This window comes from Roseibium litorale, from assembly GCF_014842915.1.
GTDB classification, from domain to species: domain Bacteria; phylum Pseudomonadota; class Alphaproteobacteria; order Rhizobiales; family Stappiaceae; genus Roseibium; species Roseibium litorale.
Genome location: NZ_JACYXI010000001.1, coordinates 621,145 through 645,620 on the forward strand (window position 1 = coordinate 621,145; position 24,476 = coordinate 645,620).

General features: G+C 60.3%; 21 protein-coding genes and 1 other RNA gene. 8 read left to right on the plus strand and 14 right to left on the minus strand.

The genetic code is table 11. The features are described from left to right. Positions 1-39 precede the first annotated feature (39 nt). Positions 40-999, minus strand: a complete 960-nt coding sequence (gene miaA / locus IG616_RS03160; protein WP_246476102.1) for a tRNA (adenosine(37)-N6)-dimethylallyltransferase MiaA — start codon at positions 997-999, stop codon at positions 40-42. Between miaA and serB the strand changes: the two genes are divergently transcribed. Next, the gene (gene serB / locus IG616_RS03165; RefSeq protein WP_192146286.1) at positions 989-1,879 is read left to right on the plus strand and encodes a phosphoserine phosphatase SerB; all 891 of its coding nucleotides are present in this window, start codon (positions 989-991) and stop codon (positions 1,877-1,879) included. The two genes, miaA and serB, sit on opposite strands and share 11 nt — an antisense overlap. A gap of 92 nt (positions 1,880-1,971) precedes the next feature. On the opposite strand, the gene IG616_RS03170 is transcribed toward serB, so the two are convergent. From IG616_RS03170 to IG616_RS03205, 8 genes are all read right to left on the minus strand, one after another. Beyond that, complete coding sequence (locus IG616_RS03170) at positions 1,972-3,462, minus strand: DegQ family serine endoprotease (protein WP_192146288.1); 1,491 nt, start codon at positions 3,460-3,462, stop codon at positions 1,972-1,974. A 163-nt stretch (positions 3,463-3,625) separates the two neighbouring features. Then, positions 3,626-3,811, minus strand: a complete 186-nt coding sequence (locus IG616_RS03175; protein ID WP_192146290.1) for a DUF2065 domain-containing protein — start codon at positions 3,809-3,811, stop codon at positions 3,626-3,628. After that, a complete protein-coding gene (gene hflC, locus IG616_RS03180) occupies positions 3,808-4,737 on the minus strand; it encodes a protease modulator HflC (RefSeq protein WP_192146292.1) in 930 nt (309 codons plus the stop codon). The genes IG616_RS03175 and hflC overlap by 4 nt, the downstream gene beginning before the upstream one ends. Next, a complete protein-coding gene (gene hflK, locus IG616_RS03185) occupies positions 4,737-5,933 on the minus strand; it encodes an FtsH protease activity modulator HflK (RefSeq protein ID WP_192146294.1) in 1,197 nt (398 codons plus the stop codon). The genes hflC and hflK overlap by 1 nt, the downstream gene beginning before the upstream one ends. Positions 5,934-6,264: 331 nt before the next feature. Further along, a complete protein-coding gene (locus IG616_RS03190; RefSeq protein ID WP_192146296.1) occupies positions 6,265-6,750 on the minus strand; it encodes a GNAT family N-acetyltransferase in 486 nt (161 codons plus the stop codon). Then, positions 6,747-7,256, minus strand: coding sequence for a dihydrofolate reductase (locus tag IG616_RS03195; RefSeq protein ID WP_192146299.1), 510 nt, complete (start codon positions 7,254-7,256; stop codon positions 6,747-6,749). The genes IG616_RS03190 and IG616_RS03195 overlap by 4 nt, the downstream gene beginning before the upstream one ends. Positions 7,257-7,390: 134 nt before the next feature. Continuing rightward, a complete protein-coding gene (locus IG616_RS03200; RefSeq protein WP_246476074.1) occupies positions 7,391-8,293 on the minus strand; it encodes a DMT family transporter in 903 nt (300 codons plus the stop codon). 57 nt (positions 8,294-8,350) lie between these two features. Further along, entirely contained in the window at positions 8,351-9,145 is a 795-nt protein-coding gene (locus IG616_RS03205) for a thymidylate synthase (RefSeq protein WP_192146301.1), read from the minus strand. A gap of 185 nt (positions 9,146-9,330) precedes the next feature. Between IG616_RS03205 and ssrA the strand changes: the two genes are divergently transcribed. The 5 genes from ssrA to IG616_RS03230 all read left to right on the plus strand — a co-directional run bounded on the left by ssrA (position 9,331) and on the right by IG616_RS03230 (position 11,455). After that, positions 9,331-9,693: a transfer-messenger RNA gene (gene ssrA, locus IG616_RS03210) on the plus strand. Between the two features lie 214 nt (positions 9,694-9,907). Then, a complete protein-coding gene (locus tag IG616_RS03215) occupies positions 9,908-10,462 on the plus strand; it encodes an SspB family protein (protein ID WP_192146303.1) in 555 nt (184 codons plus the stop codon). 34 nt (positions 10,463-10,496) lie between these two features. After that, the gene (locus IG616_RS03220) at positions 10,497-10,709 is read left to right on the plus strand and encodes a DUF4169 family protein (RefSeq protein ID WP_192146305.1); all 213 of its coding nucleotides are present in this window, start codon (positions 10,497-10,499) and stop codon (positions 10,707-10,709) included. A 24-nt stretch (positions 10,710-10,733) separates the two neighbouring features. Beyond that, entirely contained in the window at positions 10,734-10,961 is a 228-nt protein-coding gene (locus IG616_RS03225; RefSeq protein ID WP_192146307.1) for a ribbon-helix-helix domain-containing protein, read from the plus strand. Beyond that, a complete protein-coding gene (locus tag IG616_RS03230; protein ID WP_192146309.1) occupies positions 10,958-11,455 on the plus strand; it encodes a hypothetical protein in 498 nt (165 codons plus the stop codon). Before IG616_RS03225 ends, IG616_RS03230 begins: the two co-directional genes overlap by 4 nt. A gap of 21 nt (positions 11,456-11,476) precedes the next feature. Here the strand turns inward: IG616_RS03230 and IG616_RS03235 are convergent, their stop codons facing one another. The 3 genes from IG616_RS03235 to IG616_RS03245 all read right to left on the minus strand — a co-directional run bounded on the left by IG616_RS03235 (position 11,477) and on the right by IG616_RS03245 (position 19,127). After that, positions 11,477-15,592, minus strand: a complete 4,116-nt coding sequence (locus IG616_RS03235; RefSeq protein ID WP_192146311.1) for an AsmA family protein — start codon at positions 15,590-15,592, stop codon at positions 11,477-11,479. 102 nt (positions 15,593-15,694) lie between these two features. After that, positions 15,695-17,110 (minus strand): FAD-binding oxidoreductase, encoded by a 1,416-nt coding sequence (locus tag IG616_RS03240; RefSeq protein WP_192146313.1) that lies wholly within the window; start codon positions 17,108-17,110, stop codon positions 15,695-15,697. 208 nt (positions 17,111-17,318) lie between these two features. Beyond that, entirely contained in the window at positions 17,319-19,127 is a 1,809-nt protein-coding gene (locus tag IG616_RS03245) for a chloride channel protein (protein ID WP_192146315.1), read from the minus strand. Positions 19,128-19,393: 266 nt separating this feature from the next. On the opposite strand from IG616_RS03245, the gene IG616_RS03250 reads away from it, so the two are divergent. Next, positions 19,394-21,058: a chloride channel protein gene (locus tag IG616_RS03250; RefSeq protein ID WP_192146317.1), complete on the plus strand. Its 1,665-nt coding sequence runs from the start codon at positions 19,394-19,396 to the stop codon at positions 21,056-21,058. A 15-nt stretch (positions 21,059-21,073) separates the two neighbouring features. Here the strand turns inward: IG616_RS03250 and IG616_RS03255 are convergent, their stop codons facing one another. Continuing rightward, the gene (locus IG616_RS03255; protein ID WP_192146319.1) at positions 21,074-22,114 is read right to left on the minus strand and encodes a phytanoyl-CoA dioxygenase family protein; all 1,041 of its coding nucleotides are present in this window, start codon (positions 22,112-22,114) and stop codon (positions 21,074-21,076) included. A 28-nt stretch (positions 22,115-22,142) separates the two neighbouring features. Continuing rightward, positions 22,143-23,957, minus strand: a complete 1,815-nt coding sequence (locus IG616_RS03260) for an aminopeptidase P family protein (protein ID WP_192146321.1) — start codon at positions 23,955-23,957, stop codon at positions 22,143-22,145. Positions 23,958-24,200: 243 nt separating this feature from the next. Between IG616_RS03260 and IG616_RS03265 the strand changes: the two genes are divergently transcribed. Continuing rightward, entirely contained in the window at positions 24,201-24,413 is a 213-nt protein-coding gene (locus IG616_RS03265) for a hypothetical protein (protein ID WP_192146323.1), read from the plus strand. Positions 24,414-24,476 lie beyond the last annotated feature (63 nt).

Sequence of the window (24,476 nt, forward strand, 5' to 3'; positions counted from 1 at the left end):
AATTTCAGGACAATACCGAAGGTTGCAGACGCCTAATCTTCAGCCGAGCATGTCCGCCAGCGCGGAGGCGCTGAACCCGGAAGGATCAAGGCGCATCCAGCCGCCCATCTGATTGCGGAACCATGTTTCTTGCCGCTTGGCATATTGCCGTGTGGCGACGGTCAGACGCCGCTCCGCCTCCTTTGCGTCAATCGATCCCGCCAGGAGTTCCGCAACTTCCTTGACGCCAATGGCACGCATGGCGGGCAGAGTGTCAGGCAATCCCAAGGCAAGAAGATTTTCCACTTCATGGATCCCCTCACGTTGCAGCATGAGGGCCGCTCTTCGGGCGATCCTCTCATGCAGCCAGGCGCGGGGCGGCGCTAGCACAAGCCGCAGACAGTCCTCCGCCTTCAGCAGGGGCGCGCCCTGCGCTTCGGCCTGCCAGTCGGCCAAGGTCCTGCCTGTTGACCGCACCACCTCCAGAGCTCTGGTCAGGCGCTGGAGATCCTGAAGACCCTCTGCAGCGGCTTCATCCAGAGGCGCAAGCGCTGCACGCACCGCCTCCAGCCCTCCTTCTGCGGCGAGCGTCCGGCAGCTTTCACGCACCTTGGGATCAATTTCGGGAAGCTCGGCAAAGCCTTCCGTCAGCGCCTTGAAATAGAGCCCAGTTCCGCCGGTCAGAATGGGAAGGCGGCCCTCTCCCCACGTCCGCTCCAGCTCACCCGCCATCATCCGCAGCCAGGCCCCGGTGGAGAAAGCCTCGGAGGACGGCAGGACACCGTAAAGCCGGTGAGGCGCCATGGCCTCTTCCCCGGCAGATGGACGGGCCGTGACGATGGTCAGTTCCCGGTAAAGCTGCATGGAATCGGCGTTGATCACGGTACCATTCCAGCGCCGCGCCAGCTCTATCGCCAATGCAGACTTGCCGCTGGCCGTCGGCCCCGCTATCAGAACGGCGCGGTACCGTCGCGCGGACGGTGCCTTCTGTTCAATCAAGGTCGCGCCCATGTCCCTCATCGCCACATTTGTTTCCAATCCACTGCGCCCAGCCGTCGATGACGCTCTTCTGGCCGGCGCACGGGACATTCTTGCCGCCACTTCCAGCCCGGTCATCCTGAACCCAGGCATCGCGGCAGACATCGCCTTTGACGGGGCAGATGCGCAAGAGGCTGAGACCAGGCTCCGTGCGTTTCTGGACGGCAAACCTGTGGATGTCTTTGTGCAGTCCAATGAGGGCAGGCGCAAGCGCCTGCTGATCGCGGACATGGATTCCACCATGATCGGCCAGGAATGCATCGACGAGCTGGCCGCAGAACTGGGGCTCAAGAACCACATCGCGGCCATCACCGAACGGGCCATGCGCGGCGAGATCGAATTTGAACCAGCGTTGCGTGAGCGCGTCGGCCTGCTGAAAGGCCTTCCGGTGGAGGCCATTGGCAAGGTGCTGGCCACCCGTATTTCCCTCATGCCCGGGGCTAAGGAACTGGTCCGCACCATGAAGGCCAATGGTGCATATTGCGCGCTGGTTTCGGGTGGCTTCACCCATTTCACCTCGGAAATCGCCCGGCAGATCGGCTTTGACGAAGACCAGGCAAACACACTTCTGGAAGACGCAGGCGCGCTCTCCGGCCTCGTCGGTGAACCGATCCTCGGCCGCGAAGCCAAGCGTCAGCGGCTGGAAAAACTGGTTGCCGAAAAGGGCCTGAACTTCTCCGAAACGCTCGCCGTTGGCGACGGCGCCAACGATCTGGCCATGATCGGCCGTGCGGGTCTGGGTGTTGCCTATCACGCCAAGCCCGCCGTGGCCGAGGCAGCCGACGCCCGCGTCAACCATGGCGACCTGACCACCCTGCTCTATTTCCAGGGCTATGCTGCCAGCGAATTTGCGCAGGTCTGACCTGCCGCTTTCAGTCTCTCTCTCTTTGCCACTGACAAAAAGGCCGCCCCGGAGGCGGCCTTTTCCATATGCGTTGAGCAAGCCTTGAAAGTTTACTCGTCCTCAATCCGCACCGGCACGAAGCGCAGTTCACCGGACTGGTTGGAGAGCAGGAGAAGCGCCGACCGGCGGCCGTCCTTCTTCAGCTTTTCCACTTGAGCCTTGACGTCATCGGGTGTCGACACAGGCTCCTGCGCAACTTCCTTTATGACATCGCCGGCCTGAACCCGCTTGTCCTCGGCAGAACTGCCCGGATTTACCTTGCGGACGACAACGCCAGTCACATCCGCCTCAATGGAGAACTCCTCACGAGCTGCATCGTCCAGTTCACTCAGGACCATGCCCAGGATCTCAGTCTCTTCCGGAGCGACTTTGTCTTCGCCCTGGCCGCTGTCCTTGGTTTCCTTGACCTCTTCGGCTGCTTCCTCCAGCTTGCCGACAGTGACCTTCAGGGTGATCTTCTCACCTTTGCGCAGGACAACCACATCCACAGCATCACCGATGGTGGTTTCCGCGACCATGCGGGGCAGTTCCCGCATGGTCGCGACCTTGCGGCCATCAAATTCCAGGATCACGTCACCCGGTTCTATCTTGGCTTCCTCGGCAGGACCACCTTCATTGACACCAGCGACAAGAGCACCGGAAGCAGACGCCATGCCGAGGCTTTCGGCGATGTCATCGGTCACTTCCTGAATGCGCACGCCGAGCCAGCCGCGGCGGGTCTCACCGAATTCCTGCAACTGGGCAATCACTCGGGTCGCGGTCTTGGAGGGAATGGCAAAGCCGATGCCGATGGAACCACCCGAAGGCGAGATGATCGCCGTGTTGATGCCGATGACGTTGCCGTCCATGTCGAACAGCGGACCGCCCGAGTTGCCGCGGTTGATCGCAGCGTCCGTCTGGATGAAGTTGTCGTAAGGACCAGCATTGATATCACGGTTGCGGGCAGACACGATGCCAACCGTCACGGTGCCACCAAGGCCAAACGGGTTGCCGATGGCCATCACCCAGTCACCAACGCGGATCTTGTCGCTGTCGCCGAAGCTGACCGATGTCAGCGGCTTTTCCGGGGTGACCTTCAGAACTGCCAGGTCAGTCTTCTCGTCCGTGCCGATCAGCTCGGCCTTCAGCTTGGTGCCATCATTGAAATTGGCGGTGATTTCATCTGCGCCTTCAATGACGTGGTTGTTGGTGATGATGATGCCCTTCTCGCCGTCAATGACGAAGCCGGACCCCAGGGACTGAACCCGGCGCGGACGGTCATCATCCCGGTTCTGCTGATTGAAGAACTCTTCAAAGAACTCCTGGAAGGGCGAACCTTCCGGAACTTCAGGAAGCGGCACCGTGCGCTTGGCCTTCACCGTTTGAGCGGTGGAAATATTCACCACCGCATCGCCGAGCTTCTCGGCAAGATCGGCAACGGAAACCGGTCCCTGCGCCTGCGCGGCCGGTATCGGCTGCACCGCGAGCATGCCGCCGACCATTGCCGCGGCTGCCAGGGACTTCGCCTTCACGAGGCCCTGATTGAAAATCTGTGACACCATAAGGTCATTCCTCCATCCAGAGCGGAACCAGTAAGCCGGTTCACACCCATGGTCAGGTCGGTCTTTCGTTTTTGCCCAGCCACAGCCTACCCTAGAGGCCGTACAGGGCGGAATGAAAAACGGTGCGGCAAGGGGTCTATCCCCCGCCGCACCGTCGTTTTGATCAGCCGCGAACCAGCCAGACGATCAGCACACCCGCAATCAAGGCGCCAAGCCCAACGGTCCGCAGGATCTTATCAGGCGTTTCCAGCGCAGTGCGCATCACCTGTTTCATCCCGCCGGGGTTCAGCGCATAGAGCGTGCCCTCCAGGGCAAGCGCCATCGCCACGGCGACGATGAGATCCTTCATTGTGCGGGCGCTGCCGGATCCGGAGCCTGCAAGCGGCGGCCAGAGTTGCCTTCCGTGTTTTCAGAGGCACCCATCGGGTCCTTGAAGTAGCGGAAGAAGCTGGAGTCCGGAGACAGAACAAGGTTTGTGTCACCCTGCTTCAGTCCGGATTCATATGCCTGCATCGATCGGTAGAAGGCGAAGAAGTCCGGGTCCTGGTTGAACGCTTCAGCGAAGATCTTGTTCCGTTGCGCATCGCCTTCACCGCGGACGATTTCAGCGTCACGCTTGGCTTCCGCAACAAGAACCGTGGCATCACGATCCGCACGGGAACGGATACGGCGGGCTTGTTCCTCACCCTGTGCACGAAGCTCGGTTGCCTCACGCTGACGTTCTGTCTGCATCCGGCCAAAGATCGCCTGGCTGTTCGCTTCCGGCAGATCCGCACGGCGGATCTTCACGTCGACGACCTCGATCCCGAGTTCGGATGCGCTGGCACTGACATCCCGGCGGATGTTTTCCATCACACCAGACCGGTTGTCACGCACCACTGCCGAGAAGGACGTGCGTCCCAGTTCCGAACGCAGAGACGACTGCAGGAACGTGGACAGACGCTGATTGGCAACGCGGATGTTCTGAACACGCTGGTAGAACAGCACCGGGTTGGAAATCTTGTAGCGGGCAAAGGCATCCACGACGAGACGCTTCTTGTCCGCAGCAATGGCTTCCAGCGGCGGCATGTTGAGATCAAGGATCCGCTTGTCCAGATAGACGACATTCTGGAACGGGGACGGAAGCTTGAAGTTCAGCCCCGGCTCCTGGACGACCTTGTCGATACGCCCGAAAGTCAGGACGAGAGCCTGCTGGGTCGGATTGACGATGAACATGCAGGCGTAAGCCGCAACCGCGGCGATGGCGAGCAAAATGACGAGAATACCGCTACGCATTACTGGTTCCCTCCGGTACGGCCGGACGCGCTGGAACGCGAAGCGTTCAGTTCATTGAGCGGCAGGTAAGGCACGACACCCTGTCCGGACACTCCGCTGTCGATGATCACCTTCGAGTTCGCACCAAGCACCTTTTCCAGGGTTTCAAGATACATGCGCTCACGGGTCACATCAGGGGCGTTCTTGTATTCCTCATAAATCTTGAGGAAACGCTGGGACTGACCGGTCGCCTCGGCGATGGTCTGCTCCCGGTATGCATTGGCTGCTTCAGAAACGCGGGCTGCTTCACCACGCGCTTCCGGAACAACCCGGTTGGCATAGGATTGAGCCTCGTTCTGGATGCGCTCCTGGTCGGCACGGGCCGCCTGAACATCACGGAAGGCATCGATCACCTGGTTGGGCGGATCGACCTTCTGCATCTGGACTTCGGTGATTTCCATGCCGGACTTGTAGGAATCCAGTGTCTGCTGCATGAGCTGGCGGACGTCATTCTGGATGGAAACCCGGTTTTCCGTCAGGATCGCGTCGATCTTGGAACGGCCAACCACTTCGCGCATGGCACTTTCGGCAACCGCCTTAACGGTGCCTTCCGGATCCTGGATATTGAACAGATAGTCCGAGATCCCCTCACGGGTGTTCCGGATACGCCACTGAACCTTGAAGCCGACGTCGACGATGTTTTCGTCACCAGTCAGCATGAGGCTCTCAGCAGGCACATCGCGCGAGCGGATCGTGCTGCCGGCGATGATTTCCTCAACACCAACGGTCAACTCGCGCTGCAGTTCGACCTGCGGCGTTTCGACGGATCCGATCGGATAAGGCCAGTTGTAGTTCAGACCGGTTCCGGTCTGGTCAACCACCTTGCCCAGCACCAGTTCGACGCCGACTTCGCCTTCCTCAACCCGGTAGAAACCAGAGGAAGCCCAGATCACCGCAACCACACCGATGACCAGCGCGGCACCGGCAAAGCCAAGCCCGCCGCCGCCACCGCCCGGCAGAACCGACTTCATGCGGTCCTGTGTGCGCTTGAGCAATTCATCAAGGTCCGGCGGCTGGTTGCCGCCGCCGCGGTTGGGTCCGCCGCCCCATGGGCCGCCGTTGTTACCGCCGCCGCCACCGCTGCCCCATGGGCCGCCGTTGTTGCCGCCACCCTTCCAGGGGCCACCACCGCCACCTGACTGATTGCTCCAAGGCATCAAGACTTCCTTCTGTCCGGCCCGGTTTGTCAGGAGGCATAAGCCTCCGTTCCGGGTTTCATCCTGGCTGTTCTGACTCACCGCAGGTTATAAGGAGGTTACCGGCACGGTTCAACGCACACCGCTTATCGGACCGGTAAGACGGGCCTCCCCCACCTTTGCTTTTTCCTCTCGGCACGTGGGAAAAAAACCGCTCTGTTTCAAGAGACGGGTGGAGCAAAACCGGAAAATAGTTGAAGAAAGCGACCAGATCCGTTCCAGCCATTCCAGATTTCTGAATGTTAGACCGTTTCCCGGCTCATAATGCCGCAGAAAAACCTCAAGCCGCGCCTCAGACAGGCTTGATCATGTCCACATGCTCAATACCATCTTCCAGGTAAATTTCGGAACTGCGCTTGAAGCCGAAGCCTTCATAAAAGGCCTCAAGATGAGCCTGGGCGCTGAGATGAACCGGCTGGCCCGGCCTGCATTCCTCAACCTTTTTCATGGCTTCCGCCATAAGATAGTCCCCCAGCCGTTTGCCGCGCCAGGCCTTGTGGACCACCACCCGGCCAATCCGGGTTTCCCGTCCCGTATCGTCAGACAGGAAGATCCGGACAGCTGCGATCACCAGATGATCGTCCTGCAACAACAGGAAATGCAGAGCATCGGGATCCTTGCCGTCGATCTCCGGAAACAGGCAGTTCTGCTCCAGCATGAAAACATCCTGGCGCATCTTCAACAATCCGTGAACCTGACGCGCGCTCAAGTCATCGAACGCCGCCCACACCCCGGAGAGGTTATCGGGAAGACTGATCCGTTTTTCAATTCCACTCATTTGCGCCGCCTGTAAGTCACGAAGGTGAAATCGGCACTGTCCTTTTCACCCCGCTCGCCCGGAACGCGGGACACTTCTTCCCAAACCGCCGGATCAATCTCGGGGAAGGTCGTATCGCCTTCCGGCTCACTGTTCACTTCAGTGATTTCGAGACGGTCCGTCATGGAAAGCGCCTGACGATAAATCTCGCCGCCGCCCATGATGATGACCTCGCGGACCCGCATTTCAGCGGCCAGATTGGCCGCCCGCTGCAAAGCGGATTCAAGCGAGGGAAAGGCTTCCGCCCCTTCAGGGGTGTAGTTAGCATCGCGCGTGACGACCAGATTGGGCCGCTCCGGCAAGGGGCGCCCGAAAGAGACGAAGGTCTTGCGCCCCATGATTGACGGCTTGCCGATCGTCATCGCCTTGAACCGCTTCAGATCAGAGGGAAGCCGCCAGGGCATGTGATTTTCCGAGCCGATCACCCCATTGCGGGCAACTGCTGCAAAAATAACGATATTTGGCATCCAAGCCTCCGTGATCGACACACTTGCCTCCGCTGTCTCCTAACACGAGGGGGACAGGGTTGGAATGCACTGACCGATTTAGGGTAGCGGCTGGCCCTTCAGAACGAGGCCTAGACAATTTGCGCGATCAGGCGTTACGCCGTTCTTGCAACCTTGCGCCCGCGCCAGAGGATGAAGAGACCTGAGGCCACGATCAGGACGCATCCTGTGATCATCGGCAAATCAAGCGTTTCGCCGAAAAGGAAGATCCCGAGCGCAGCCCCAAAGATCAGCCGGGAATAGCGGAAAGGTGTCACGCTGGCGACCTCTCCCGTCCTCATGGCCTTCATCAGCGAGGAATAGGCGCAGGCTCCGACGAGAACCGCCAGCGCGATGAAGCCGCCGCTCTTGAGATGGGGCAAGACCAGCGGAACACCCTCCCAGACAGAAACGATGACGCCGGCAATCAGCACCGTGACAAAGCCGTAGAAACCAAGAACATTGGTACTGAGCGTCCGCGGCGCCGCACGGCTGGCAAGATCCCGTCCCGCAAAGCCCAGCATGCCCAGAACCGCCAGAATCGACAGCGGCGAGAAGGCTTCCGCTCCTGGCCTGAGAATGATCATCACCCCTAGCAATCCGATGGCGATAGCCGTCCAGCGGCGCCAGCCAACCTTTTCACCAAAGATCAGCGCAGCCCCCATGACCACGACAATCGGCGTTGCCTGAAGAATCGCCGTGGCCGAAGACAAGGGCGTCAGAGCCAGCGCGAAGATATAAAACAAACGGCCCGTCAGCTCAAAGACGAAGCGGATCCGCATGGCTTTCGACAACACATCGGATACGAAGAGCCGCTCCCGGCGCGATGTAGCGGCGAGCGCAAAGACAATCGCTCCGCCCAGCCCGAACAGCATGAGGATCTCGCCCACGGGAAGCTGCTTTGCGGCTGCCTTTACGAAGGTATCCTCAAGGGCGAACAGCGCCATGGCCAGAACCATGAACAGGCTGCCGATGAGATTGGCTCTGGAGCCGGAGGGGTGGGACTGCGCAAGGGTCAAGGCGGCACCTGTTCCGTCGAGGGAGGATGACCGCCCTGAAAACTCTGAAAATGAGGATCAGACCGCAATCGGTGCGGCGATATGCGGATGGGGATCGTAGCCGGTCAGCTCGAAGTCTTCATAGCGGAAGGCGAAGAGGTCGGTCACATCCGGGTTCAGCTTCATCTGTGGCAGCGGCCGTGGCGAACGGGTCAGCTGTTCGCGGGCCTGATCAAAGTGATTGGAATAAAGATGCGCATCACCAAGCGTGTGGACGAAATCGCCCGGCTTCAAGCCGGTCACCTGCGCGACCATCATGGTCAGCAGCGCATAGGAGGCGATGTTGAAAGGCACGCCGAGGAACACATCCGCAGAGCGCTGATAGAGCTGGCAGGACAGACGCCCATTGGCGACATAAAACTGAAACAGGGCGTGGCAGGGCGGAAGGGCCATCTCGTCGACCAGCGCCGGGTTCCAGGCCGAGACGATCAAACGGCGGCTTTCCGGGTTCCGGGCAATCATGTCCAGGAGATTGGAAATCTGGTCGATAGAGCCGCCGTCCGGCGCGGGCCAGGAGCGCCACTGATAACCATAGACCGGCCCCAGATCGCCATTCTCGTCAGCCCAATCGTCCCAGATCTTGACGCCGTTTTCCTTCAGATAGGCGATATTGGTATCGCCCTTCAGGAACCACAGCAGCTCGTGAATGATGGAGCGCAGATGCAGCTTCTTGGTCGTGACCAGCGGAAATCCGTCTTCAAGATTGAAGCGCATCTGATGACCGAACACAGACCGGGTCCCGGTTCCCGTCCGGTCACCACGATCCGTGCCCTCATCGAGAATTTTCGCCAGAAGATCGAGATACTGCTGCACCAGTGTGGCCCTTCATCCTTTGCCGCAAACCATGGACTTGACTGCCTCTGACAGTCAGCTCCAGCGGATTGCGCCAGTTTAGATGTCTTTTGAAACTGGATTGCAGAAGATTCGCAAGCTTTGCACGGGTTTGCACCCGTTATTCCTCCGCAATGCCCCCTCCCAACTGGGCACAAAGTTGCGAAGGGGTTTCCTTTGCCGGGGAGAGCGCCTATATCTGGGCTGCTGGGCAACCAGCTATGGCAATAAACGGTCAGTGCAATAAACCTATCGGACCCGGGGGCGGTACCCGGCGCCTCCACCACAGGGCATCAGGCAAAAGCCAGGTGCCTTGCGGCGGGGGCGAAATAGGATCGACGAGGGCGTAAAGACTGTGCTTTTGCTCGGCATTGTACCACCGTCATCGGGCTATCTTAATAGTTGCAAACGACAACTATGCTTCGGACGTCGCTGTCGCTGCGTAATGCGGTGCCAGTAGTCCACTAAAGCCCTTCCGGGTAGCACCGGAAGGCGGGGTCCGGAGGCACCTGGCAACAGAAGCCTCCACTTTCTCAAACATTCGCGTCTGGTTGCACAATCCCGTCAAACAGCGGCATGCCTCTTCCAAGTTGACGAGCATCCGCAGCGCGGCATTTGTGCTTTTCGTCTAGCCGTCTCGGTAATAATACGGGGGCGCGTCCAAATCGGCCCTTTCCTTTTGGTTCGCCAGACGGCAATGTGCGACAGAATCTTGAGTACCCAACACACTTTCACGATGAGACGATGGCAGAAGACCTTCTCAGATACGACATCCTCATTCAGGACGCGCTGCGTGGCGCCGTAAAGAAGATCCTTGCCGAAGTGGGCCGGACCGGGCTGCCCGGCGAGCATCATTTCTATATCGCTTTCGACACGACCGCTCCGGGCGTCCGCATTTCGCAGCGGCTCAAGGACCGGTACCCGCAGGAAATGACCATTGTCCTGCAGCACCAGTTCTGGGACTTGAACATCGGCGAACATGCCTTTGAAGTCGGCTTGTCCTTCGGCGGCGTGCCGGAAAAACTCCTGGTGCCCTATACTGCCATCAAAGGCTTCTTCGACCCCTCCGTGCAGTTCGCTCTCGAATTTGATCCGGGCAAGACGGCAGAAGAACTGCCCGAAGACCTGCTCGAAGCTGTCGAGGAACTGGCCCGCGCGGAAGAGACCGCAGTCTCTGCCGTCAAGTCGACCGGCGGGGAAGACGGCGGCGATGACGGGACCGACGGCTCTCCGAAAGGCCCGAAGGCTGATACCGGCGGCGAAGTGGTTTCCCTAGACGCTTTCCGCAAGAAAACCTGACCCCGGACACATCCGGTCTGGAGGTCCTGCGCCCATGACTGCCGAGATCGTCAATCTTCGCCAGGCCCGCAAGCGCAAGGCACGCAGCGAGCGGGAAAAGACGGCTGACGCCAACCGTGTCGCCTTCGGCCGCAGCAAGGCCGAGCGCCAGCTTTCCGGAAAGACCAAAGCGCTTGAGACGGCACGGATCGAGGCCCATCGCGTCGATCAGAGCACACCGGACACCGGCACGGAAAAGCCGGACTGACACCGGCGGGACAAGAGCACACCAATGGCGCTGTCGAAACGCTCCCTCAGCCTTCATGGGCACCGCACAAGCGTCGCCTTGGAGCCTGAGTTCTGGGCTGTAATCGACAGGTCTGTTGCCCGCCGCGATATGTCCCTTGCCGGTCTTGTCGCCGAGATCGACGAAAGCCGGGATCCGGATGATGCCCTGTCTTCCGCTCTCAGGGTCTTTGCCCTCAGGGAAGCGCTTGCAGAAACACCTGGCGGCTCGTGACGGACAGCCAGACCGCTTCTTCAAGTTCCGAAACCGCAGGAAGCGAGGCCTCGTCCGGCACGCCTCTGCCCGGCCTTCTATTGTTTCTGGCGGCACTGGCTTTCACTGAAGCCATCATCTGGGGGCTCTATGTGCTGCCCAGAGCCATTTCGGCCTATCAGACCTACGGCTTCGTTCCGCTTTCCTGGCGAAGGCTGGGCATTCCCGCCTTCGCCCTGCCCTATGCCTTGCTGCTGAGCGTGCCAGAAACCATTCTGCTGCACGCCCTGATCCGAAAGCACCCGCCACAGCTGGTGCTGCCGGTTCTTTTCGCAGCGGCGGTGCTGGCGAGCTGCCTGCAAGCCGTCACATTCCAGACCAGCTACAGCCTCGGAGCGCTGCCTTATGGCTATCTCAACGGCCCCTTGCCCATGACCGGCATGATACCGGGAGCGGTTTGGGGCGGGGTGTACGTTCTGCTGATCTGGTTCAAGATCCGCAGAAGAAGGATTTAAGCTGGTCCTGTGCCGTCCCGGTCAGTTTGACGGGTAGGTCACAACCAGCCCATTGGACAACGTCTTGTAGCGCGGCGGCGAGGATGACGCCGGGCTTTTCGGCCGGATGACCGCACCGGATGCATCTGCGGCAGGAACAGACCGGCGGCTTTCCTGAGCAGGCGTCTCAACCGTCTGCTGCGGCAGGTCTGTGCCGGTATCAGCCGGAAGTCCGAATTCGCGGTTTAGAAGATCTTCAACCGACTGAGGCGCCTCCAGCGGCGGCAGAGAGCCGGTGACATCTTGCGAACCCCGAAGACCGCCGGACGCGGTGTTGTCATTGCTGCCGTTCTGGATCACCGACCGGATCCGCTCGGCAAAGCCGGCTGGGGTTTCCTGCCCTGCAGGCGCTGATGACCTGTTGGCCGGAGAGGTCTGCTGCTGGCGGAGCTTTTCTTCCGCCGCCTTGGCAGCCTCTGCAGCCTTGCGGGCAGCCTCCTGCTTGGCCGCTTCCTCTTTCGCAGCTTTCTCCGCAGCAGCTTTCTCCGCAGCTTTCCTGGCCACCTCTTCTGCTGCGGCCTTGTCCAATGCTTCCTGCTTGGCGCGGGCTTCGGCTTCCTGTGCCTGCCGTGCTTCGTCCTCCTTGCGCGCAGCAGTGGCATCAGCCTCTTGCTGTGCCTTCAACTCGGCGTCCCGCGCCTTCTGGTCCCGCTCCTGCTTCTCACGCTTGAGTTCACGCATGAGGCGGTCCCGCTCCAAAATCTCGGATTGAAGCTTCTCCACCCGTTCCACTTCCTGTTCGAAAGCGCGCAGCGTCAGGAAGGCCGTGAACGGCGAGGTGTCGATGGTCCGGACCGGCGCGTCCAGCGGGCCAGTGAAGAGTAGCCCGACCTGAGGATCCGCGCCTGTCACAGCGTTCTCGCCCGGATCAACCTTCAGGGAAAAATCGGAGTCCACCGTCCAGTCGTTGAGATCGATCTGAGCGGACCCGAAGATACCGGCCTCCTTGGAATCGACGGAAATATTCCGCGCGCTTGCCCGTCCTCCGACAATCGTCAAGGCACCTTCCAAAGTGTCGAAGGACAGGCTGCCAGCATCCAGATAGTTCAGAAACAGATCCCGGATCTTGTCTTCATCCAGATCCATGCCCGCATCGGCCGCCCGCATGACCAGACCAAAGGCTTGAGGGTTGAGGTTCCGCAATTCGCCTTGCCGGATCTGGAAGGTACCGCCCCCTGTCAGCCCGGACACCATGGCAGCGATGGAGCGGCCAGCTCCCTCAAAATCCGCGACAAGATTGAGATCTCCCGTTGCGACAGAGCGCCCTCCGCTTTGCCAGACCAGCGACTGAAGAGACGCATCTGCCAGCTTCAGGTGCCCCGAAACGGAGCCTTCAGCCCCGGACCGGCGGATTGCGATAGATCCGTTGAGCTTGCCTCCCGCATAGCCGCCGGAAAGACCATCGAGGCGCATCATTGTTGGAGTAAGCCGCAGCTCGGTGCGCATGTTCTCCAGCAGCACATCCCGGTCGAACAGCATCTGCCCGGCGCTAAGATCAAGGGTCAAGTCCGTGTTGCCGAACAACGGATTGCCGAAGGAACTGGACGGCCAGGCGCTCTTGCCGTTTCCCGCGGATGCCCACTGATCGGCCCCCAGAATGGCTTCGCTGAGATCCTGAAAATCAACGGAAGACAGATTGAACGTGCCCTTCACCCGGCGGCTGGTCTCTCCCGTAGCAGGCTGAAACTTTCCTTCCAGACGGCCGTCAGCAGTCACACCGGCGACAGTTCCCGCAATATTCTCCGCAGTGAAAGCCGTGCCTGTGCCATTCAGATCAAGGCTCACGTCGGCGGGTATTTCTCCAGACAGGACAGGCATCATGTGCCCGGTCAAAAGTGCAAAGGGCGAAAGATCCGGAACAGAGGCAGTGATCGCCAGCTTGTAGACCGGCTCCTTGCCGGCCATCAGTCTCAGGCTGCCATCCGCAGTCAGAGACGCTTCTCCTGCATTGCCCTGGAGAGAAACATCTAGACCGTCTTCCGGGCGCCCGCGGGCACTCACGGTCAACTCTCCCTGCCCCAGATCATCGACCGGCAGAATGTCGAAGCCGAGCTGCCGGAAGATCTGTCCGCCATCGGGACCGCTCAGCTTCAGCGTCCCGTCGATGTCCGCCTCGTGCCATTCATCGACACGGCCCTTCAGGCTGCCCTTGAAGCTGGTCTTCACGCCACCTGCCGTGCCGTCGAGGGAGACACGCACGTCCGAGCTGTCTCCCGAAGCTGACGCATCCAGCTGCGCATTGAACCGCGCGGGCACCATAAAGTAAGAAGCCTTCGCCAACTGCCTGACCAAGGCATTGTCCGGAACGGCTTGTTCCAACAGAGAGATGATGCCGCCAAGATCCTTCGCCGCAAGCGTTCCGCTCAAGGCTCCTTCCGGGGCGCTGTTGAGATTGCTCACCTGTCCGGAGACATCCACTTCGGCCCCCGCCAGATCATCGGCATAAAGCCGGTCTATCCTCAGGCTGCCATCTGCAAAGCCTGCCTCAAGCTCCAGCCGCGTGCCTTCGGCGCCGCGCAGATGCACCTGCCGGGCACTGACCCTCAGCGAAACGTCCAGCTGATCCCCGTCTTTCACCGGTTTGGGGAACAGGCCCGCCAAGGTTTCCAGTTGGTCCACATCCAGCGTGTCGGCATCCAGGCTCAACGAAAACTCCGGGTTGCCATTTACCGGCTGGCGGTAGGAAAGCCCGCCCTTGGCACTCGTCCCATCCAGCCCGAGACGGATATCATCGAGAGCGGCTCCTCCCGGAACAATGCTCAGGCGGCCCTGAACCGATACCGGCTGCATGGTTGCGGCGCCGTCCCCACTCCCTTTCCACCAGGAAACAAAACTGCCCGGCTGATCGGAGGTCAAAGACAGATTGCCCCGGTAGGTAACATCCGGCAGCAAACCGAGGTCTCCATCGGTCGCGATCGTTGTTCTGCCCGGCATTCTCGCGGCCAGCCTTGCCACCCGCCAGCCGCCAAGCATGGTTTCAAGGTCCAGACGGACATCCTGCACCAGCCCCCCGCCAACGACGACGGAGGGCACGTCCAGAGCAATAACGCCCCGGATGTCGGGGACCGGAACCTTGGCCAGCGCAGCGGTCAGCTCGTTGACTGCATCGGGCAGGCCCGCCGGTTTCTGCGGTCCTCCACCAAAAAGGCGGTCCAAATCCAGCTGGTTGGCCTTGCCGCGAATGTCGAAACGCTGCGCTCCGGTCAGCGTCAGATTGGCGCGGCCCTCAAGCCCTGCAGTGCGGTCTTCAGGCCCATAGCGGAAGTCGAAGGAAGGCACGTCCAGTTCCGAGGCATCCAGCTTGAACTGTCCCTTTGCAGACCAGCCATTTGCGCCCTCTTCAGCAGGCGCAAGCAAGGCCATGGAAAAGGAGCCCTCGTAAACAGGGGAAGCCGTCTCATGAGCGAGCAGGCCATCTGCTGAGAAGGTCACGGGAACATTGGACGGCGTGAGGTCCGCCTTGACCCGGATGGCGCCGTCCTCCTGGCGCCGGCCGGTGGAAATACGGACAGAATAGGGATTGCCGTCACTCGACAGCGTGCCATCAACCTTGAACGGGCCGGCAAGTGACCGGCCGCTGATCAGAAGATTGGCATTGTCCAGTTTGCGCGTCACACCATTGCGCGCATCAATGATGGAAATGGCGCCATCCGAGATGGTGACGTTCTCGAAGGCAACATCATCGGCGGGCACGCCCGAAAGCGCGCTCTCGTGACCCATAGCTGTCAGCCAGTCTAGACGGCCAGCCTCATCCAGTCCCAAGGTCAGATGGGGCCGCTCCAGCTCCATGTCGAGAACGCGGATTTCGCCCTTCAGAAGGGGCGGAAGCTCGATCCGCATCTGAAAACGGGAGACGACGAGCAGCGGGTCTTCCGCTTCGCCCACGCGCACGTCGGTAAAGGTCACCGATGGCGAGGGCAGAAGCTGAAGGTCCGCATCCCCAAGCACGGTCACCTTGTGGCCAAGGGTCCGCTCCGCATAGCTTTCGAAGGTGGACCGGTACATGGACCAGTCAACGAAGAGCGGGCCGACCAGCGCTGTGACCAGCACCAGAATGATCGCGACACCAATCGTGATGTAGACCGAATTCAGACCCATTCCACCTGTCTTCCTGCTGCCGGCAAAACTCCACTGCTCAAGCGGTTTCCGCTCGAATCGTCACGATATCATGACATGCCCCGCCTGCGGGCCATATCCGGCTCATGCTGGCGGGAGCACCTTGCCAGGGTTCATGATGTTCTTCGGATCAAGCGCTGCCTTTATAGCCCGCATTGTGTCGAGCGCGGCTCCATGCTCGCGCTTCAGATACTTCATCTTGCCCTGCCCGACCCCATGTTCACCGGTGCAGGTTCCCCCCATGTCAATGGCCCGCCAATTGAGCCGTTCGACGAAGGCTTCGGTAGCCGCAATCTCGTCGGGGTTGTCCTCATCAACAAGAACCAGCACGTGGAAATTGCCGTCGCCGACATGTCCCACGATGGTACCGAGCAGATTGTTCTCCTGAAGATCCTGCTTCGTCGCCATAACGCATTCCGCCAGACGGGAGATGGGCACACATGTATCCGTCGACACGCCTTTTGCGCCGGGACGCAAAACGAAGGAAGACCAGTAGGCATCGTGGCGTGCGGTCCAAAGCTGTGTGCGCTCTTCGGCCTGGGCCGTCCATTGGAAAGTCCCGCCGCCGCAATCCCCGGCAATCGCTTCGAACAGCTCGGCCTGTTCCTTCACACCCGCTTCGGTGCCATGGAACTCAAGGAACAAAGTTGGCGTTTCTTCCAGGCTCAGCTTTGAATAGCTGTTGCAGGCTTTGACCTGCATTTCGTCCAGAAGTTCGATACGGGCGACAGGAAGCCCGCACTGAATCGTCATGATCACCGCATTGCAGGCGGATTCGATATCCGGGAACGGGCAGACCCCGCCGGATATCGCTTCAGGCTGACCGAAGAGCCGGAGCGTCAGCTCGGTGATCACACCGAGCGTTCCTTCAGAGCCCACGAAGAGACGTGTCAGATCATAGCCGGCAGACGATTTCTTGGCCCGTCCTCCAGTCTTGATGATCTCGCCGCTTGCAGTGATGACGGTCAGACCGAGCACTACATCCTTCATGGTGCCATAACGCACCGCATTCGTCCCCGAAGCGCGCGTCGCCGCCATACCGCCCAGGCTTGCGTCTGCACCCGGATCGATCGGGAAGAACAGGCCCGTATCCCGGAGAAAGGCATTCAGCTGCTTGCGGGTGACACCGGCCTGAACCCGGCAATCAAGGTCCTCCGCATTGACAGCGAGGATCTGGTTCATGCGGGAAAGATCAAGCGAAATACCGCCACCGGGCGCATTCACGTGACCTTCCAGCGAAGACCCGGTGCCAAAGGGGATCACCGGCACGCCATGCTCATGACAAAGCCGGACAACATCAGCCGCTTCTTCGGTGGTCTCTGCAAACACCACGGCATCGGGAGCCTGATTTGGCAGCCAGGTGGTCGTGTGGCCGTGCTGCTGGCGAACGGCACCGGAGGTGGAGCATCTGTCACCAAAACGGCCACTCAGGATGTCGACAACAGCCGAAACGGCATCCTGATTGCGGGAAACGGGTACTTGCATGGCCGCCAGTGACATTCGTTCTACTCCTCCACGGTGCCTGCCCCCTGGATCAGGAACAGGACAAATTTTGCCGCACCCTAGCAAAGTTACCTTGTCCGCCAAAGACTTCTTCTGAGAGAATACACCTGCACTGCACCAGCAAGGCTTGATGCAGAACGCAAAAAGCCGCCCCCGTTTCCCGGAACGGCTTTTCGTTGTGGCAAGCAGAGCTTGCCGAAGCAGATCAGGCGTAGTGGTTCGCGATCACCGCATCGGCAATTTCCGTGCGGTCAATGATGCCAACCACGTCCTCGACCCGGGGCACCCCGGAACCGCCATCCAGAATGATCGCATAGCTGCGGCCGCGCTGGTTCATGCGGGTGATGATCGTGTTCAGGATCGAGTTTTTGGGTGAAATCACATAGTCCGTGCTCACGAGATCCTTCAAGGTCTGGCTTGAAATCCGGTCAGCTGCATAAGGCACGGTGCCGAAGCGCACGAACCCGGCAATGCGCGAGCCATCAGAAGCGATGACATGCTCGATGCCTTCTTTGGCCACCACCTCAAGAGCATCCTGCACCCGCATATCCATCGGCAGAATCTTGAAGTTCGTTGCCATCAGTTCGGCAGCGGGACGCACCAGATACATGTTGGTGTGGCGGTTCGTCGGGATCGGCTTGCCGCGATTGCGCAGCTTGATCGTGTAGATGTTGTCCTGGACCAGCCAGCGGCGGACACCGACAGCAACGGCAACGGCGAGCACCAGCGGCACTATAACGTTGTAATCCCGGGTCATCTCGAAGATCATGACGATTGCCGTCATCGATGCCCCCGTGGCGCCGCCGACCAGTGCTCCCATGCCCACAAGAGCAAATTCAGCTGCCGTGAAGCCGTGCTCGGGGAACAGGTAGGAGCCAACCAGCCCAACAAGACCGCCGAGCGTTGCGCCAATGAAGAGCGACGGAGAGAACACCCCACCCGAAGCGCCCGCTCCAAGGCTGATAGAAGTCGCAAAGACCTTCGCAACCAGAAGACAGCCGAGCAGGATCACCGTGTAAGGTGTTCCGTTCAGAATGTCCTGAATGGTGGCATAGCCCACACCAGCAGTGTGATAATGGCCGGTGGTCACGAAGAAAATATAGCTCAGCGTACCGATGATCAGCATGCCAAGGATGTTCTGGGTGTATTCGTTCCCCGGAAGGGCCGGGAAAATGTCTTCGCATTTGGCGAGCGTGCGGATAAAAGCCCAGGAGGCGACACCGGCAAGCACACCGAGAATGGCGAAGAACACGAGTTGGACCGGGTCAATGGCTTCATGCACATTGACGCCTGCGAGCGGCACCAGAAACGCCGGGTCAAGACCGAAGGCGATCCGGCCCGCGTAAGTGGCTGTTGCTGTGGCCACAACAACCGGCAGGAAGGTGCGGTTGCTGACCTCAGGAAGCAGCATCTCAACGGCGAAAAGCACACCACCGAGAGGCGTGTTGAAGGTCGCAGCGATACCAGCGCCGGCGCCAGCCGACAGAAGGGTGATCTTCTGCCAGCGCACCAGATTGAGCATTCTGGCCATGGAGGAGCCAAAGGAGGCACCGATCTGAATGATCGGACCTTCACGGCCCACCGAAGCGCCACTGCCGATGGAAATCGCCGATGCCAGGGATTTCACGATAGCAACAATGCCGCGCACATCGCCGTTCTTGTGATAGATGGCGAACATCACCTCAGGAACACCGTGCCCCTTGGCTTCCGGTGCGAACGTCTTCACCAGGAAGACCACGATCAGACCTCCGATCACAGGCGCCAGAATGATGAAGATGCCGAACGGGCTCGGATCGCCGAATTGATTTGCGTCATATTCGAACGAAAGCGTTCCGTAGTAGAAAAGATTGTGAACGAAGGAGATCAGATAGCGGAAAACCACGGCCCCGAAGGAAGCAACCAGCCCGATCAGGAACGCGATCAGACACATGGTTGGAACAGAGAAGACACGGCCTTCCGGCAGCTGACTATCATAGTTTGCGGCTTTGGCAGCCGCTGGTTCTGTCGATGACATTTTAGCCCAGCTTTCATGGGTCAGGTGAGGCGGCAGCCAAAACTGCCGCAGAAAACTGCCTCTGGCGCGCAGGGCCGTTGCCAGGCACGTCAAAAAGCAAGTCGGACGGTGTGGCCTCGTCCTGACTCTTGTAACTCTGAAAATCAAGGGATTTTCAGAGCTTTTTTTTGTCCTGCAACCAAAAGCGGAGCGAAGGGACTTGCAGGTGGCTCTTTTCACGCGGATTCTTGACAAAGAGACCGTTCGGGAGGGCTGCAGCCGGGATCATGGCGGAGAGGAAAACAATCGGGCAGCGGCTGGCCGGCCCGCTGCGAGCTGCAAGCCGGATCACGTTGGCAACCTCGGCAGCAAACCTGCGCAACTTTTCAGCCTTGAAGCACCCAGTTGTTTGGGGGCTGGCCCCCTTCATCGGAGCCTTTGTGGCGCTTGCTGCCATTCTCTTCCGCGAAGGCATCGGGCTGGTCCAGCTGCTCTGGACGGGCACCCGCTCGGAGACGGTTGTAACCGCCGTTGAGTCGGTTCCCTGGATATGGGTTCTTTTGGCGCCTTGCGCTGGCGGGCTGGCGGTGGGCCTGCTGCTTCAATTCGTTCAACCCATGCAACGGACCTGCTCGGTTGCCGATGTCATAGAAGCCAGAGCCAAGGGCGGTGAAGGCCTGCCGTTCTGGTCCGGCATCACCTCGGCGCTCATCACGATGCTGTCGCTTGGGGCGGGAGCAAGTGCCGGCCGTGAAGGCCCGGTCGTGCATCTGGGCGCAACGATCGGCACTGCGCTTTGCCGCGCCTTCAGCCTGCCTCAATCCGCCCGGCGCCTGCTGCTGGCCTGCGGCGTGGCAAGCGCTGTTTCTGCGTCTTTCAACGCGCCGATCGCAGGCGTTCTGTTCGCTCACGAGGTCATTCTGGGGCACTACGCCCTCTCGGCCATCGGCCCCATAGCCGTATCCGCGGTCGTCGGAACGCTGATCACGCGGCTTTGGTTCGGAGATGTCGCCGCCTTTGTGATTCCGGGCCACCAGATCACCTCCTATCTGGAACTGCCTGCCTTTGCTCTTCTGGGACTGACCTGCGCACTGGTGGCAATCCTGTTTCAATTCGCCCTGATCGGGACAGACTGGGTCGCCCGCCACATTTATATGCCCACCTGGGCAAGACCCATGGCGGGCGGCGCGGCGGTGGGAGCCATCGCCCTCGCCTATCCGGAGATCCTGGGCGTTGGCTATGAGACCACCGATGACGCCTTGAAAAACAACCTGCCCCTGGGCCTGATGCTGACCTTGCTGGTGGTGAAGACAGCCGCCACGGCAATCACCCTGGCATCCCGCTTTGGCGGCGGCATCTTTTCTCCGTCGCTCTATCTTGGCGCCATGACGGGGGGCGCGTTCGGCTTGATCGCAGCCTCCGTCTTTCCCGAACTTGCTTCCAGCGAGGGGCTCTATTCCATTCTCGGCATGGGGGCCGTCGCTGCAGCTGTTCTGGGAGCCCCGGTGTCCACAACCATGATCGTGTTCGAGCTGACCGGCGGCTATGCGCTCTCCATAGCCCTGCTTCTTACCGTCTCAATCGCGACCGGCCTGACACAGGCGATCCACGGCAAATCCTTCTTTGTCTGGCAGCTGGAAATGCGCGGCCTCAGCCTTGGCAGCGGCAGCCACACTTATTTCCGCGACCGGGCCAAGGTCACGGATTTCATGGAACCACTGCCTGAGGACATGTCCTCAGAGCTTTCCGCCCATGCCAATGGATCATCTGTCCTGCAGACGACAGACACGCTGACCAAGGCGCTGAGAAGTTTCGATGAAAGCGGCGCGAGCGTTCTGCCCGTTGTCGCCCCTGCAACGCCGGATGTGGTGATTGGCCTTGCCCGGCACGTGCGGGCGCTGGGTCATTTCAACAAGGCCTTGATTGAGGAAAGCGAAGAGGCCCACAGGTAGGCCTGTTGAAAAGGCTCACCTGTTCCAGGTGCGTGGCGGATCGAGCAGTTTCACTTCGCCCACGCCCGGCTGGCCGGTGGGGCGCCCCGTGCGCATCTTCCAGTTGTTGATGGCATCGTGAATTTCTGCCTGGCGCCAGCGCAGGCCAGGGATGTTGAAGACATCGAGACCGGGCAGCGGCGCGAAGGGGTTGCGGCGCAGGGAACCATAAATACCGAGGCGGACCGTGGGCCGCAAGCTCAGACCGCGGGCATGGAACCCGTGGGTGTCGGCAACGACCAGCGTGTTGGCTGGAACCGCCACTTTGACCGGTGCCCGGTAGCCCAGGGTTGCAAGCTCCTCATCAGTGATCCGGAACGACCCAAGGGAATGCATGCTGCGCGCGCCGCTGGAGGCGCTGAGGGCCTGCTCACGCTCCCAGGCAAGACGCTCCGGCGTCATGCGGTGCGATCCAGGCACATAGGTGAAAGGTCCTCCATCTTCCGCAACGTCCGAAAGGAAATACCAGCACTTGGATGTCGGCTGGAACGTGTCGGAATGGAAAACTGTCTGTGGGTCGCGTGGCCCCCGATCCGGCTCGGCAAAGACCGTGTGAATGAAGGTAATCGGATCCGCATTCCACGACCCGACATAGCGCAGCAGGCCCTGGAACAGCGGACCGGTGACCAGTGCGCCGAATTCCGGCAGCTCCCGGATCATCTTGCGGGTGATCGGCGTGAACCGGGTGACCGCGTTGCCCTGGAGCATTTCCTGCGCAGCAAAGGCGTTGTCGATGACTTCGTGCTTCAGACGTTCAAAAGCCTCGGGCGGCAGCACATCGCGCACGATGACATAGCCATCGCGCCGATAGGCTTCCGCATGTTCCTTGGAGACCAGCCGCCGCATAAGGCTGCGGCGGAAATCCGACATGCGCTCGGCGGTCAGCAGACGCTTTTCGTGCAGCCCCCGCTCGTTGAGCCATTTGCTGCCGATCAACGGATTGTCCTTGAAGGACTTTGCCCCACTTGCAAGGGAAGCCGCCCAGAGCGGAGCCTTCAGAATGTCAATCGCGCGCATGCCAAATCCTCACCGAAACACTCCTCTTTTACAGAGGGGCCGTCGATTCCTCAAGCCAGCTCAGCGACTTGTCGTCGAGAAGCGGCGCGAGTGTCTCAAGCACCTTGCGATGATAGGCATTCAACCAGGCCAGTTCACTAGCAGTCATGAGTGCCGGATCGACCAGACGCCGGTCGAAGGGCGCAAGCGTCAGGGTTTCAAACCCAAGCATCGGACGCTCACCGCCCTTGATATCCGCAGCCTCTGTTACAAGCTCCAGGTTTTCCAGCCGGATGCCATACTGGCCTTCCGGATAGTACCCCGGCTCATTGGAGAGGATCATGCCGGGCTGAAGAGGCACAACGCCGGTCTTGGCGATGCGCTGCGGCCCTTCATGCACTGACAGATAGGAGCCGACGCCATGCCCCGTGCCATGGTCGAAATCGAGCCCCGCCTTCCACAGCTCGATCCGGGCAAGCGTGTCGAGCTGAGCACCCGTGGTGCCCGCCGGGAAGCGGGCGGAGGAAATGGCGATATGCCCCTTCAAAACAAGAGTGAAATGCCGCTTCATTTCCGCAGAGCAAGCCCCCACCGCCATGGTACGGGTAATGTCCGTGGTTCCGTCCTCATACTGGGCGCCGCTGTCGATCAGGAACGGCCGCCCCAACGGGATCATCAGGTTGGTCTCACGGCTGACCCGGTAATGACAGATCGCGCCATTCTTGCCCGCACCGGAGATCGTATCGAAGGAAATGTCCTTAAGCACGCCCGTGTCGGCGCGGAAATGCTCCAGCTTTTCCGCCGCGCCGATTTCATCCAGCTCCCCGGATGGAGCGATATCGTCAAACCAGGCCAGAAAGCGGACAAACGCCGCGCCATCGCGCACATGCGCGGCCTTGCTGCCAGCGATTTCTGCCGCGTTCTTGACGGACTTGGGCAGAAGCACGGGGTCGGTGGCCTCAATCACCCGCCCCCCCTTGCCGGTCACAGCCAGGGCAATTCCTTCCCCCGCAAGGCCTGGGTCAAGCATGACAGCCCGGCCCTCGGCGCCAAGGGTCTCCAGCGCCGGACGGAAGCCGGACGGTTCGCTGATCTCGGCTAGGTTGCTGAGCGCCTCGCGGACAGAGTTCGACAGTTTGCGCCCGTCGATGAACAAGGTTGGTTTACCCGTGCCTGGCAAAAGAGCAAAAGACAGGGGTAGCGGCGTGTGCGACACGTCGGAACCGCGGATATTGAACAGCCACGCAATGGAGTCTGGCTGGGTCAGCACGCAGGCGTCGGCGCCCTTGGCTGCCACATCGGCCTGAATCCTGGCGATCTTCTCAGCAGCTTCCGCCCCTGCATATGCCACTGGATGAAGTTTCACCGCTCCAACGGGAGCCTCGGGGCGGCCTTCCCAGACCGCATCAATTGGATTGTCTTCCAGCAGAACCAGTTCCGCGCCGGCGGCAGCACTGATCTCACGCAGACGCCGCACTTCGCGCACCGTATGCAGCATCGCATCGATGCCGAGCCTCTGCCCCTTGCGCAGGCGGGAGGAAAGCCAGTCTGTCACCGGCTCGTTGATGAGATGCTGCGCGGGAAAGACCTTTAGGTCTACCTGGTCAGCCACCTGGATCGTGTAGCGCCCGTCGACGAAGATCGCCGCCTCGCCACCGAGAACAGCTGCCATGCCCGCCGAACCGGTAAATCCCGTCAGCCACTGAAGCCGGCAATCGCAAGGCGGGACGTATTCGCCCTGATGGGCGTCCGCCCGCGGAATAAGGAAGCCATCAAGCGAAAGACGCTTGAGTTCGGACCGCAAGAGCGCCGCCCGCGGCGCCCCAACAGAAGGATCGGTGTGATCTTCAAAGGACTGGAACATGCGATGAAGCTATGCCCGCTCCAGTTGCCAATCAAGCTGGAAAACATTGGGGGACACTTGTCTCCCATAGTTTCAAGACGATCCCGCAACGCAACATGATATTCGCACATGCAAAATCCGCAGGCCTGTCATGCAAGATGCGCTCTACCTGAACAGCCCGATTGCCTCCATATTGAACTCAGTCAAGAAACAGGCACCGCTCCTCCCAAGCAGGCCGCCCATCACCGAACATGGAGAACGACCATGGCTACTGCAACTGCATCCTTCGGCGTGACCAACCGCGCTTCCGGCAGCTTCGTGCGCCGCGCTCTGAGCCGCATGGTTGAAGCCCGCGAAAAGCAGGCCCGCCGCTACGTAAACGGCTACCTTCTGTCCCTCGACGACGCGACGCTGGCCGCTCATGGCTTCAACCGCGCCGAACTGGAACGTGAAGGCTCTGTCGGCATGATCCTCTGAGAATCTGCTGCACAGCAAACGCAAAAGAAGCGCGAAGGGTAACGCCCTCCGCGCTCTTTTTTT

Excerpts from the sequence above, each read along its gene's own strand:
- serB (WP_192146286.1), top strand. The coding sequence starts at position 989 with ATGTCCCTCATCGCCACATTTGTTTCCAATCCACTGCGCCCAGCCGTC.
- miaA (WP_246476102.1), bottom strand. The coding sequence starts at position 999 with ATGAGGGACATGGGCGCGACCTTGATTGAACAGAAGGCACCGTCCGCG.
- IG616_RS03170 (WP_192146288.1), bottom strand. The coding sequence starts at position 3,462 with ATGGTGTCACAGATTTTCAATCAGGGCCTCGTGAAGGCGAAGTCCCTG.
- IG616_RS03175 (WP_192146290.1), bottom strand. The coding sequence starts at position 3,811 with ATGAAGGATCTCATCGTCGCCGTGGCGATGGCGCTTGCCCTGGAGGGC.
- hflC (WP_192146292.1), bottom strand. The coding sequence starts at position 4,737 with ATGCGTAGCGGTATTCTCGTCATTTTGCTCGCCATCGCCGCGGTTGCG.
- hflK (WP_192146294.1), bottom strand. The coding sequence starts at position 5,933 with ATGCCTTGGAGCAATCAGTCAGGTGGCGGTGGTGGCCCCTGGAAGGGT.
- IG616_RS03190 (WP_192146296.1), bottom strand. The coding sequence starts at position 6,750 with ATGAGTGGAATTGAAAAACGGATCAGTCTTCCCGATAACCTCTCCGGG.
- IG616_RS03195 (WP_192146299.1), bottom strand. The coding sequence starts at position 7,256 with ATGCCAAATATCGTTATTTTTGCAGCAGTTGCCCGCAATGGGGTGATC.
- IG616_RS03215 (WP_192146303.1), top strand. The coding sequence starts at position 9,908 with ATGGCAGAAGACCTTCTCAGATACGACATCCTCATTCAGGACGCGCTG.
- IG616_RS03220 (WP_192146305.1), top strand. The coding sequence starts at position 10,497 with ATGACTGCCGAGATCGTCAATCTTCGCCAGGCCCGCAAGCGCAAGGCA.
- IG616_RS03225 (WP_192146307.1), top strand. The coding sequence starts at position 10,734 with ATGGCGCTGTCGAAACGCTCCCTCAGCCTTCATGGGCACCGCACAAGC.
- IG616_RS03235 (WP_192146311.1), bottom strand. The coding sequence starts at position 15,592 with ATGGGTCTGAATTCGGTCTACATCACGATTGGTGTCGCGATCATTCTG.
- IG616_RS03240 (WP_192146313.1), bottom strand. The coding sequence starts at position 17,110 with ATGTCACTGGCGGCCATGCAAGTACCCGTTTCCCGCAATCAGGATGCC.
- IG616_RS03245 (WP_192146315.1), bottom strand. The coding sequence starts at position 19,127 with ATGTCATCGACAGAACCAGCGGCTGCCAAAGCCGCAAACTATGATAGT.
- IG616_RS03250 (WP_192146317.1), top strand. The coding sequence starts at position 19,394 with ATGGCGGAGAGGAAAACAATCGGGCAGCGGCTGGCCGGCCCGCTGCGA.
- IG616_RS03255 (WP_192146319.1), bottom strand. The coding sequence starts at position 22,114 with ATGCGCGCGATTGACATTCTGAAGGCTCCGCTCTGGGCGGCTTCCCTT.
- IG616_RS03260 (WP_192146321.1), bottom strand. The coding sequence starts at position 23,957 with ATGTTCCAGTCCTTTGAAGATCACACCGATCCTTCTGTTGGGGCGCCG.
- IG616_RS03265 (WP_192146323.1), top strand. The coding sequence starts at position 24,201 with ATGGCTACTGCAACTGCATCCTTCGGCGTGACCAACCGCGCTTCCGGC.